This window comes from Gottfriedia sp. S16(2024), assembly GCF_050473765.1.
GTDB lineage: Bacteria > Bacillota > Bacilli > Bacillales > Bacillaceae_G > Gottfriedia.
Genome location: NZ_JBFLUO010000001.1, coordinates 1,190,568 through 1,202,500, shown reverse-complemented (window position 1 = coordinate 1,202,500; position 11,933 = coordinate 1,190,568). Strand labels below are relative to the sequence as shown.

Genomic DNA, 11,933 nt, shown 5'->3' with positions numbered 1-11,933 from the left:
TAAAGCGGTACGCGAGCTGGGTTCAGAACGTCGTGAGACAGTTCGGTCCCTATCCGTCGTGGGCGCAGGAAATTTGAGAGGAGCTGTCCTTAGTACGAGAGGACCGGGATGGACACACCGCTGGTGTACCAGTTGTTCTGCCAAGAGCATGGCTGGGTAGCTATGTGTGGAAGGGATAAGTGCTGAAAGCATCTAAGCATGAAGCCCCCCTCAAGATGAGATTTCCCATAGCGTTAAGCTAGTAAGACCCCTGAGAGACGATCAGGTTGATAGGTCAGAGGTGGAAGCGTGGTGACACGTGGAGCTGACTGATACTAATCGGTCGAGGACTTAACTAACAAGTTTGATAATGACATTATCTAGTTTTGAGGGTACGAAGTACAACTCTATAAATCAGGTGATTATGGCAAAGAGGTCACACCCGTTCCCATACCGAACACGGCAGTTAAGCTCTTTTGCGTCGATGGTAGTTGGGGGTTTCCCCCTGTGAGAGTAGAACGTCGCCTGGTAACTAAAAACATCAGCTATTAGGCTGATGTTTTTTTGTATTTACAAAGATATAAAATTTTAAGAATCAAAGTTAAATAATGTGAAACTTGATCAATATATTTAAACAAAGCTAATTTAATTGGTACTTCACTTAAAGGTATTGATTTAAGTAGCAGTTCTTTCGAGGTACGGAGTTACCCTACATGGTAATGAGCACCGCGCAGTATCGAAGAATATGATCAGTTTGGGGGGGAAGACTACAAACTATTTGTAGTCCTTTTTTAGTAGTTAGAAGGAACAAAAATAAGTTCAAAGCAGGTAAGTAGTATCATATTTAGAAAAAAAATTAAAAATATAGAGCACAAAATTAGAACTATTTTCATATATTACAAAAAAATAGGCCCTAAATTGTATAAAAAGTTTTTAATTTGCAAAACTAAATAATAAACGAAATTGTTTAATCAAACGTAAATTGCACTGAAAAACACTTAGAGGAGGAATAAAGGTGAACAGTTTATCAAAATGTATAGTTTGTGAAGAGAATAGGGAACATGGCATTCATATTATTGAAGCATTCGTATGTGAAGAGTGTGAAAAGAAAATCGTAAAAACTGAAACAGATGCACCTATATACAATTCCTTTGTAGAGAAGTTAAGATGTATCAGTACGGTGAAAGAAGAAATTGCGAATTAGAGATTAGCATAAGGGTTATAGACTAATAGTAGTAGTCTAATAAGTTTTTGTAAGTTAAAATAAGATATAAGTGAAGGACCGATTTTATATACAGGTACCTCTGCCATAATTTATTACTGTTTGGTCACCTCTTTAGTGACTGAGCCTTTAAGTAATGGAGAGAACTTGTAAATATAATCGGTTTTTATATTGTCTAAAAATTATTGGATTTTGAATTAGGAAGTTGTATTAAATTATCGAAAAGTATGTTTAATATGTTCAATTAAAAAAGTAACAAAAAAATATAGTAGTATAACGATACATACAAATATTAGCGAAAATTAAAGGAAGCGTTAATGATGAATAAAATGCCATTACTAAATGCATTGAAACAGTTTGTTAAAGAAGAAACAATATCACTACATGTTCCGGGTCATAAAAATGGAAAGCACACTTTTATAAATGAATTAGGATTACCAAATATATTAAATTATGATGTGACGGAATTAAACGGCTTAGATGACTTACATTATCCCTCAGAGGTGATCAGTGAGGCTCAAAAATTGTTAGCCAAAGTATACAAAGCAGAAGAAAGTTTCTTTTTAGTAAATGGATCAACTGTAGGTAACCTAGCTGCAATTTTAGCGTTATGTGGCGAAAATGATGAAGTATTGGTACAACGTAACTGTCATAAGTCAGTTTTTCATGGTCTTTTACTTGCTGGAGCAAAGCCTATATTCTTGCCTTTAGATATTGATGAAGAGCTAGGACAGCCACTTGGAATCAACGCTGAACAATCTATAAATGTAATAAAAAATTATCCAAAAGCTAAAGCAATCATTTTAACAAACCCTAATTATTATGGAATGTCTCAAAACTTAAAAAATATAATTGAATTCGCTCATAATATGGATATCCCAACTATAGTAGATGAGGCTCATGGAACACACTTTATCATTGGGGCGCCTTTTCCAGAAGATGCGCTATCTATGGGTGCCGATATTGTCATACAGTCAGCGCATAAAACTTTGCCCGCAATGACGATGGGTTCATATTTACATATAAAATCAAAACTTGTTTGCAAAGATAAAGTAAGAGAAATGCTGAGAATGCTACAAAGCAGCAGTCCTTCTTATCCAATCATGGCTTCCTTAGATTACGCAAGGGGTTTTGTTGAAACATTTTCTATTGATAAAGTAAAATTACTTCAAAAGAAAATTGCCGAATTTATTAGAGAAGTTAATGATTTATCTAGTATACAGATTGTTTCATCAAGCCATATAAACTATACACAAGATTTACTAAAAGTAATCGTAAAAAGTGTAAAAGGACATACCGGTAAAGAATTACAGGAAATATTTGAAAATGAGGGAATCTATTCTGAGCTATCAGATTGGGGACATGTTCTGTTTATCCTTCCGCTAGATGAAGGAATGGATTTTAATGACCTTATTAATCGTATAAAAAAAGCAATTGAATCTATGGTATATATTGAAAGTAAACAACCTAAGCTTAACGTACCTAATTTTACGAGTACAGTTTTACATAGTTACGCTGATTTAAAGAAAAAAAGGAAGTTGGTAAAAGATTTGGCAGATTCAGTTGGAGAAATTTCTGCAGAAAATATTGTACCTTATCCACCAGGAATTCCGATTTTACTAAAAGGTGAACTAATTACTACTAAGCATGTTGATTATATTCAAGATGTATATCAATATGGAATGACGATTCAAAATTTGATTGAAGATAAAAATTTACAAATTGAAGTATTGATTTAGGAGGAAACACATTTGAAATCTTTGTTCATTACATTTGAAGGACCAGAAGGTGCAGGGAAAACAACAATTATAAAAATGATATCGGAAGAACTTCATAAAAGAAGCGTGAACTTTATATCTACTCGTGAACCAGGCGGTATACGTATCGCAGAAAGTATAAGAAATATTATTTTAGACACAGAGAATATTGAAATGGACAAACGTACGGAGGCACTACTTTATGCTGCGGCAAGGAGACAGCATTTGGCAGAGAAAGTAATCCCTGCATTGGAAGAAGGTAAAATGGTGCTATGTGATCGATTTGTGGATAGCTCGCTTGCATATCAAGGTGTCGGTAGAGGAATCGGAATAGATGAAATTTATAATATCAATCAATTCGCGATCGATGGTTTAATGCCTGATTTAACGATTTACTTTGATTTAGACCCAAAAGTTGGATTAAATAGAGTTCACCAAGCAGATGAGAGAGAAATCAACCGATTGGATTTAGAAGAACTAGATTTTCATTTAAAAGTTCAAAGTGGATATGATGAGATCATGAAGAGAGAACCATGGCGCTTTAAACGAATTGATGCATCAAACCAGGTCGAGCAAGTATTTAATGATACTTTAAAAGTCATTTTAGAAAAAATAGAAGAAATTTAATTATTTATAAAAATTGATTACATGAACAATAAAATGACGGAACTGGTATAATAGAAGAAAGAAAACTTTCGGAACTTAACTGAAAATTACTTGTATCAATAGAAAAATGTAGGCCAAAACAAGGGTTGTGTAATTGGTAAAACAATTTTTAAAAAAACCGATACAATTGAAAAAATATTATTGATTATTTTACAGATATAAGTAGGTGTAAACATGAAAACATCTTGGGAGAAATTAAGCGATCGTCAGCCAGTTGCTACAAAAATGTTAAAAAATGCAGTCATTAAGAACAGGGTAGCACATGCTTACTTATTTGAGGGTCCAAGAGGAACTGGTAAACGCGAACTTGCATTATACTACACAAAAGTATTACTATGTGAGAATGTAAGTGGCGCTACACCTTGTGGAACTTGTCGTAATTGTAAGCGTGTCGATTCTGGTAATCACCCAAATGTTTATGTAATTGAGCCTGAAGAAGCCTCTATAAAGAAACATCAAATTCAACAATTACAAGAAGAATTCTCTAAAACGGCTGTTGAATCAAATCGAAAAATTTATATAATAGACCATGCTGATCGAATGACGACAAATGCAGCTAATTCTTTATTAAAGTTTTTGGAAGAGCCGGTCTCAATTACAACTGCATTTTTATTAACTGAACAAGTACAACAAATTTTGCCAACGATACAATCTCGCTGTCAATCAATCCATTTTAATCCATTACCAACAAAATACTTTGAAGAACATTTAGTTAATATAGAGCTCCAATCAAACTTAGTACCATTATTAGCAAGATTAACAAATAGTGAGGCAGTCGCACTTCAAATTGCTGAAGAAGAATGGTTTGCACAAGCTAGAGATTTAGTGATAGAATTATATGAAGCATTATTAACGACGAAAAAAGATAGTCTTCTAGTCATACAACAAAATGTTTCTCGTCATTTTGATACGAAGGAACAGTTACAAATGATGCTTGATATGCTTGTATTAGCCTTTAAAGATATGCTATATATATATGCTGAGCAAGATCAAAACGTTGTTTTTAAGAATGAAGAACCATTAATGAGACAAGCATTAAATCGTATTTCATTAGAGAAAATAACCACTTGTTTAGAAATCATCCTTTTTGCTAAAAAGCGATTAACATCCAACGCAAACATGTTAATGGTTTTAGAGCAAATGATAATAGAGCTACAGGAGGGATTGTAGATTGTGTACGAAGTAGTCGGAGTACGTTTTAAAAAAGCTGGTAAAATCTATTATTTCGACCCGAATGGATTAGCAATCCCTAAAGATACTTTTGTCATCGTTGAGACGGTGAGAGGGATTGAATTTGGAAAAGTAGTTGTACCAAATAAAAAGGTCGGAGAAAATGACGTAGTCCTTCCGTTAAAAAAAGTTATGCGATTAGCTGATGAGCATGATCGTATGATTGTTGATGAGAATAAACAATCAGCTAAAGAAGCTTATGAAGTTTGTTCTAGTAAAGTTATGCAACATGAACTAGATATGAAATTAGTTGATGTCGAATATACGTTTGATCGAAATAAAGTCATCTTTTATTTTACAGCAGATGGTAGAATAGACTTTAGGGAATTAGTAAAGGATTTAGCTGCAGTATTCCGTACTCGAATTGAACTAAGACAAATAGGTGTACGTGATGAAGCTAAAATGCTTGGTGGGATAGGGCCTTGCGGTAGAATGTTGTGTTGTTCAACGTTCTTAGGTGATTTTGAACCAGTATCCATTAAAATGGCTAAAGATCAAAACCTTTCTCTTAACCCGGCGAAAATTTCAGGACTTTGTGGCCGATTAATGTGCTGCTTAAAATATGAAAATGACGAGTATGAGGCTGCAAAAGAACAACTTCCAGACTTAGAGGATATCATCAAAACATCAGAAGGTCCTGGAAGAGTAGTAGGATTAAACATCTTAGAACGAGTTATTCAGGTAGAATTGATCAAAAAAGAACGCGTTGTGGAGTATACCCTAGATGATTTGATTCACGAGGGAGTCGTGTCAATACAAACCACAGATTAAGAGGTGGTAAGATTGGACAAGAAGAATATATTCTTATCTCTTTCCAATATGGAAGAACAAATTCAAGATTTATCAACACAGCTTAGCGAATTAAAACAATATATTGCTGAGCTACTAGAAGAAAACCACTATACGAAAATTGAGAATGATCATTTACGAGAAAGATTAGGTCTAAATAAACGTATAGAAGAAAAAGAGCAAATAAAAGACTCAAAGAAGAAAAAGGTACAAAAGGATAAGGATCTTGGGGAAGGCTATGATAATTTAGCAAGATTGTACCAAGAGGGTTTCCATATTTGTAATCTACATTATGGAAGCGTACGTCATGGTGAGGACTGTCTGTTTTGTTTATCCTTCTTTGATAAAAAGTAATGGTAGGCTATTCCGGAAGAAGCGAGCAATTACCTTTTTAGAAAACGGCTATTAAATAAGCTGATTAAAAAGGTAATGCGCCAATTCCAAATGGAATAGCTTCTTTTTATGCACTGCTAGTTAATTGTTAGGCGATTAGGCAATGCTAAAAGATAATATTGGTGTGAATTTGAAAGGAACTAATTATGCTTAAAGGTGACGAACGTTTAGATTACTTATTAACCGATGATATGAGGATTATTCAAAGTCCATCTGTTTTTTCATTTTCATTAGATGCAGTTCTTTTATCCAATTTTACATATGTCCCGATCCAAAAAGGTACAATTGTTGATTTATGTTCTGGAAATGGAGTTATTCCATTGATGCTACACCGAAGATCTAAAGCAAATATAATTGGTGTAGAAATACAAGAGCGATTATATGATATGGCTAAAAGAAGCATTGAATATAACAAGTTAGATGAAAAAATATCAATGATTCATGACGATTTAAAAAATGCACCAGATAAAATAGGTAGAGAGTTTGTAGATGTTGTTACATGTAATCCACCATACTTTCAAGATATTCCGACTTCTGAACAGAATATGAATGAGCATTATGCAATAGCGAGACATGAGATTAAAACGAATTTAGAAGAAGTAATCAATGCAAGTAAACAACTTTTGAAGCACGGTGGGAAATTGGCGATGGTTCATCGTCCAGGACGTATGTTGGATATTGTTACAACAATGCGTAAACATGGCATTGAGCCGAAAAGAATTCAGTTTGTCTATCCAAAAATGGGTAAAGAAGCAAATACACTTCTAATTGAAGGTATTAAAGGTGGTAAGGCAGACCTTAAAATTTTGCCTCCGATTTACGTATATGAGGAAAATAACGAGTATACGACTGAGCTAAAGGAAATTCTATATGGAAGACAATAAACACTATTTATACGTGCTAGAATGTTCTGATGCTACTTTCTATGCAGGGTATACAACAGATATTGAGCGTAGAGTAAAACAACACAATGATGGAAAAGGTGCAAAATATACGAGAGGTAGGACACCTGTAAATTGTATATTTTTTGAGGAGTACCTAACGAAAAGAGAAGCGATGCAAGCAGAATACGCTTTTAAGCAATTATCAAGGGAAAACAAAGAACGATATATGAGAGGAGGAGCGAGCAATGATTAAAAGTCAAAAGAGCTTCTTAAATGAAGAATTAGGTTGTCTTTATTTAATACCAACTCCTATTGGTAATTTAGAAGATATGACGTTTAGAGCGGTAAGAATACTAAAAGAAGTCGATTATATTGCAGCTGAGGATACTCGTAACACGAAAAAGCTTTGTAATCACTTTGAAATACCAACGCCATTAGTGAGTTACCATGAACATAACAAAGAAAAAGCAGGATTAAAGCTTGTAGAAGACTTGAAACAAGGATTAAAAGTTGGATTAGTAAGTGATGCAGGAATGCCATGCATAAATGACCCAGGTTATGAGCTTGTAAAACTTTGTTTAGAAGAAGGTATTTCTGTCATCCCTTTACCGGGCGCAAATGCTGCTTTAACATCTTTAATATCATCTGGACTACCTACTGATTCATTTTTATACATAGGATTCTTGTCACGTCAAAAGAAAGATAAGAAGAAGCAATTGGAGCCGTTAAAGGCACAACGTAGTACAGTTATTTTATACGAGTCTCCACATCGTTTAAAAGAAACGTTACATGTTATTCTTGAAGTATTAGGTGACAGAAAAATTGTACTTTGTAGAGAATTAACAAAGAAGTTCGAAGAGTTTTTACGAGGGACAGTTAGTGATGCAATAGACTGGGCAACGAATGGAGAAGTACGTGGAGAGTTTGTAGTTGTTCTAGAAGGGGCATCTGAAGAAGATATGAAAAACAATGAGGATTGTTGGTGGCAGGAACTATCAATTAACCAACATGTCGATTGGTACATAAATGAAAAAAATGAAAAAAGTAAAGATGCAATAAAACTTGTTGCGAAGGATCGTTCATTAAATAAAAGGGACGTCTATGCGGAATATCACGAAATTTAATATGGTTTAAAAATGAAGTTAGGCTGTCTTATTTATTTGTAATTCTCTACTCATTTTTACTTGCTTTTATTTAGAGAATGCAATTAAAATAGGCAGCCTCTTCAATTTAATTATTATTAGCTATAAATTGTTCAATCTCGAATTTTAGAAGTTCTGCGCCTTTTTTACTTAAAACAATTTTGCCATCACCAACCTCAAGATTATTTTGAGAAATTTCTCCAGTCATCATACAAGTCATATTTGGTTCATACTTTTTTAGGATAATTCGATCATCCTGAACAAATATTTCAAGTGTGTCTCTTTCAGTGATGTTTAGTGTTCTTCTAAGTTCAATGGGAATTACTACACGGCCAAGCTCGTCTACCTTACGGACAATTCCTGTAGATTTCATAATTAATCCTCCTATATAAAGTTTTTATGAAAATAATTGTACTATGTAGTCCAAAAAACAGAGCTACATAATGCTACTGTGCCAAAATGGGTTAATTTAAGAGAAAATGTATGTATATTTATGAGAAATAATAGAAATAGATGTTACTATTGTGTAAAATTTAACTTATAAAATAAGTATGAAGTTGTAATAGTAGATGGGGATATGCAGATAACTCATTTTTCATTTTATAATGAAATGCAAAATCATGCGAATAATTTAGTGTCAATATTTAGAAATTTTTAATAAGGAGGATTTTTGGTAATGAGTAATAAAACATTTTATATTACAACCCCAATTTATTATCCGAGCGGAAAATTACATATAGGTCATGCTTATACGACTGTTGCTGGGGATGCAATGGCTAGATATAAAAGACTTCAAGGTTTTGATGTTTTTTATTTAACGGGTACAGATGAACATGGTCAAAAAATTCAACGAAAAGCTGAGGAGTTAAATGTCTCACCTCAGGAATACCTAGACGATATCGTTGTTGGAATTAAAGACCTATGGTCAAAATTAGATATTTCATATGATGACTTTATCCGTACGACAGAAAACAGACATAAAGAAATAGTTGAAAAGATTTTTAAGCAATTACTTGATCAAGGTGACATTTATTTGGACGAGTATGAGGGTTGGTATTCTGTTCCGGATGAAACATATTATACTGAAACACAAATTGTAGATCCTCTATATAATGAAGAAGGAAAAATTATTGGTGGAAAGAGTCCAGACAGCGGTCATCCAGTAGAGCTAGTTAAAGAAGAGTCATATTTCTTTAAAATGAGTAAATATGCTGACCGATTACTGAAGTATTATGAAGAAAACCCAGAGTTTATTCAACCTGAATCAAGAAAAAATGAAATGATTAACAATTTCATTAAACCTGGTTTAGAGGATTTAGCTGTCTCACGTACTTCATTCGACTGGGGTGTAAAAGTACCTGGTAATGCTAAACACGTTATTTATGTTTGGATTGACGCTTTATCTAACTATATTACAGCGTTAGGATATGGTTCAGATAATGAAGAAAACTATAAAAAATATTGGCCAGCGAATGTTCATTTAGTTGGTAAAGAAATTGTACGTTTCCATACGATTTATTGGCCGATTATGTTAATGGCATTAGACTTACCATTACCTAAAAAGGTCTTTGCTCATGGATGGTTATTAATGAAAGACGGCAAGATGAGTAAATCAAAAGGAAATGTAGTAGATCCAGTAGTATTAATCGATCGATATGGCTTAGATGCACTAAGATACTACTTACTACGTGAAGTTCCTTTTGGATCAGATGGTATTTTTACGCCTGAAGGATTCGTTGACCGCATTAATTTTGATTTAGCGAACGATCTAGGTAATTTATTAAATCGAACAATTGCAATGATCCAAAAATATTTTGATGGTAATATTCCTGCTGTTAATGGAGCAGTAACAGATTTTGATGAAAACCTTCAACAAGTTGCAAAAAATACGAAAGAATCTGTTGAAGCAGCAATGGAAAATATGGAGTTTTCAGTTGCTTTAACAAATATTTGGCAGTTCGTTAGTCGTACGAACAAGTATATTGATGAGACACAGCCGTGGGTACTTGCTAAAGATGAAAGCCGTGTAAACGAACTAGCTTCGGTAATGGCACATTTAGCTGAATCTTTACGTCAAGTAGGGATTTTACTAAAACCTTTCTTAACTCAGACTCCAGCGAAAATTTTCGCTCAGTTAGGACTAGTTGATGAAAAGATTCTTTCATGGGACAGCTTGAATAAGTTTGGAGCAATTCAAGAGGATACGAGAGTACAAAAAGGTGAGCCAATTTTCCCTCGTTTAGAGACAGAGGTTGAAGTTGCTTATATTAAAGAACAAATGCAAGCTACTGTAAAACCAGTGGCAGAAGAGAAAGTGGAAGAAACTGTTCCTGAAATTACGATTGATGACTTCTTTAAAGTTCAACTAAAAGTAGCTGAAGTAAAAGAAGCTGGTGCAGTAAAAGGAGCAAAAAAACTTCTAAAACTTCAATTAGATTTAGGGAATGAATCTAGACAAGTTGTATCGGGTATAGCGGAATACTATAAACCAGAAGACTTAATTGGTAGAAAAGTGATCTGTGTAACGAATTTAAAACCTGTTAAGCTTAGAGGGGAACTATCCGAAGGGATGATTCTTGCAGGAAGTATTGAAGGTAAGCTATCACTTGCAACAATTGATCAATCATTACCAAACGGTACTATTATTAAATAATGTTACTAGGAAAAGTATTTCGTGTAAAAACTAACATGAAATGCTTTTCTTTTTTAATTTGTTTTACTGAAATAATTGTTGTATTGTGCAGAAAATTGTAAAAATATCATAATAATCACAAATATGATAATAATTTGTTGATTTATGGCAGGTGTTAACAAGGTATTGTTAGAAAATGTCATTATATGAAGAAAATATTACAGATTGATTACAACGGTAAACTAAAATAATTATCTGAATTTGGTAACAAAAAGTAAGAAAGTCTTGATATAACATGGAATTAATTTAAAACATCTTTAAAATTTTATTAGAAATTGCTTAATTTTGACCGTTTTTTTTTGTAACGGAATTGTTAACTGTGCGTTAGGTAAGAAATTTTACGGTATGCTAGACTAAATCTCAGATGAGCAAAGGGGAAGTAGAAATGCTTTTTGATACACATGTACATTTAAATGCAGATCAATACAAAGAAGACCTTGAAGAAGTAATTAGTAGAGCTCTAGAAGCAGGAGTTGTTCATCAAGTAGTTGTTGGCTTTGATCGACCAACAATTACGAAGGCTATGGAATTAATTGAGAAATATGATTTTCTTTATGCAGCTATTGGCTGGCATCCAGTTGATGCAATTGACGCAACTGAAGAAGATTTTGAATGGATTAAGGAATTATCAAAACATCCTAAAGTAGTAGCAATTGGAGAAACCGGATTAGATTACTACTGGGATAAATCTCCAAAAGAAATTCAAAAAGAAGTATTTCGTAAACAAATTCAATTAGCAAAAGAATGTGGACTACCGATTGTCATTCACAATCGAGACGCAACTGAAGACATTGTAACCATTTTAAAAGAAGAAAATGCATCAGAAGTAGGTGGCATCATGCACTGCTTCAGCGGAAGTGTGGAAACTGCAAAAGAATGTATTAAAATGAACTTCTATATTTCATTGGGAGGACCAGTTACATTTAAGAATGCAAAAAAACCAAAAGAAGTAGCGACAGAGATTCCGTTAGAAAATCTATTAATCGAAACGGATTGTCCATACTTAACACCACATCCGTATAGAGGAAAAAGAAACGAACCTAGCTATGTATCACTTGTTGCTGATGAGATTGCACGTTTAAAAAACATATCAGTTGAGGAAGTTCAAAAACGAACTTTCGAAAATGCGTGTAATATTTTTCAGATTAACAAATGATCTCATGAACTAGTACGAATACA

General features: G+C 33.6%; 12 protein-coding genes and 2 rRNA genes (1 of these 14 only partly in view). 13 read left to right on the top strand and 1 reads right to left on the bottom strand.

Translation table 11 applies throughout. The annotated features are described in order from the left end of the window. From AB1282_RS05770 to rsmI, 11 genes are all read left to right on the top strand, one after another. Positions 1-338 (top strand): 23S ribosomal RNA (locus AB1282_RS05770); it begins 2,600 nt to the left of the window's first position. Positions 339-393: 55 nt separating this feature from the next. Beyond that, positions 394-509 (top strand): 5S ribosomal RNA (rrf, locus tag AB1282_RS05765). 485 nt (positions 510-994) lie between these two features. Further along, on the top strand, positions 995-1,183 hold the full coding sequence (locus AB1282_RS05760; RefSeq protein ID WP_429898687.1) for a sigma factor G inhibitor Gin: 189 nt from the start codon (positions 995-997) through the stop codon (positions 1,181-1,183). Between the two features lie 335 nt (positions 1,184-1,518). Beyond that, entirely contained in the window at positions 1,519-2,940 is a 1,422-nt protein-coding gene (locus AB1282_RS05755; RefSeq protein ID WP_429898686.1) for an aminotransferase class I/II-fold pyridoxal phosphate-dependent enzyme, read from the top strand. A gap of 12 nt (positions 2,941-2,952) precedes the next feature. Next, complete coding sequence (gene tmk / locus AB1282_RS05750; protein ID WP_056474537.1) at positions 2,953-3,585, top strand: dTMP kinase; 633 nt, start codon at positions 2,953-2,955, stop codon at positions 3,583-3,585. Positions 3,586-3,798: 213 nt separating this feature from the next. Then, on the top strand, positions 3,799-4,794 hold the full coding sequence (gene holB, locus AB1282_RS05745; RefSeq protein WP_056474533.1) for a DNA polymerase III subunit delta': 996 nt from the start codon (positions 3,799-3,801) through the stop codon (positions 4,792-4,794). Between the two features lie 3 nt (positions 4,795-4,797). Further along, the gene (locus AB1282_RS05740; RefSeq protein ID WP_056474530.1) at positions 4,798-5,625 is read left to right on the top strand and encodes a PSP1 domain-containing protein; all 828 of its coding nucleotides are present in this window, start codon (positions 4,798-4,800) and stop codon (positions 5,623-5,625) included. Positions 5,626-5,637: 12 nt separating this feature from the next. Then, positions 5,638-5,997, top strand: coding sequence for a DNA replication initiation control protein YabA (gene yabA / locus AB1282_RS05735; RefSeq protein WP_056474527.1), 360 nt, complete (start codon positions 5,638-5,640; stop codon positions 5,995-5,997). A gap of 182 nt (positions 5,998-6,179) precedes the next feature. Continuing rightward, positions 6,180-6,920, top strand: a complete 741-nt coding sequence (locus tag AB1282_RS05730; RefSeq protein ID WP_056474524.1) for a tRNA1(Val) (adenine(37)-N6)-methyltransferase — start codon at positions 6,180-6,182, stop codon at positions 6,918-6,920. Then, positions 6,907-7,173 carry a GIY-YIG nuclease family protein gene (locus AB1282_RS05725; RefSeq protein ID WP_056474521.1) on the top strand — a complete coding sequence of 89 codons (267 nt, stop codon included), beginning with the start codon at positions 6,907-6,909 and terminating at the stop codon, positions 7,171-7,173. Before AB1282_RS05730 ends, AB1282_RS05725 begins: the two co-directional genes overlap by 14 nt. After that, positions 7,169-8,044, top strand: coding sequence for a 16S rRNA (cytidine(1402)-2'-O)-methyltransferase (rsmI, locus tag AB1282_RS05720; protein ID WP_156339725.1), 876 nt, complete (start codon positions 7,169-7,171; stop codon positions 8,042-8,044). Before AB1282_RS05725 ends, rsmI begins: the two co-directional genes overlap by 5 nt. Before the next feature lie 106 nt (positions 8,045-8,150). Here the strand turns inward: rsmI and AB1282_RS05715 are convergent, their stop codons facing one another. Further along, positions 8,151-8,435 (bottom strand): AbrB/MazE/SpoVT family DNA-binding domain-containing protein, encoded by a 285-nt coding sequence (locus AB1282_RS05715; RefSeq protein ID WP_056474515.1) that lies wholly within the window; start codon positions 8,433-8,435, stop codon positions 8,151-8,153. Between the two features lie 297 nt (positions 8,436-8,732). Here AB1282_RS05715 and metG point away from each other — a divergent pair, with 297 nt between their 5' ends. Together metG and AB1282_RS05705 are read left to right on the top strand one after the other, a co-directional pair. Continuing rightward, positions 8,733-10,715 carry a methionine--tRNA ligase gene (gene metG, locus AB1282_RS05710; protein ID WP_172795440.1) on the top strand — a complete coding sequence of 661 codons (1,983 nt, stop codon included), beginning with the start codon at positions 8,733-8,735 and terminating at the stop codon, positions 10,713-10,715. Positions 10,716-11,139: 424 nt separating this feature from the next. Then, a complete protein-coding gene (locus tag AB1282_RS05705; protein WP_056474510.1) occupies positions 11,140-11,910 on the top strand; it encodes a TatD family hydrolase in 771 nt (256 codons plus the stop codon). Positions 11,911-11,933 lie beyond the last annotated feature (23 nt).

Coding starts and splice junctions, on each gene's coding strand:
- holB (WP_056474533.1), top strand. CDS start 3,799: ATGAAAACATCTTGGGAGAAATTAAGCGATCGTCAGCCAGTTGCTACA.
- AB1282_RS05725 (WP_056474521.1), top strand. CDS start 6,907: ATGGAAGACAATAAACACTATTTATACGTGCTAGAATGTTCTGATGCT.
- AB1282_RS05705 (WP_056474510.1), top strand. CDS start 11,140: ATGCTTTTTGATACACATGTACATTTAAATGCAGATCAATACAAAGAA.
- AB1282_RS05755 (WP_429898686.1), top strand. CDS start 1,519: ATGATGAATAAAATGCCATTACTAAATGCATTGAAACAGTTTGTTAAA.
- AB1282_RS05715 (WP_056474515.1), bottom strand. CDS start 8,435: ATGAAATCTACAGGAATTGTCCGTAAGGTAGACGAGCTTGGCCGTGTA.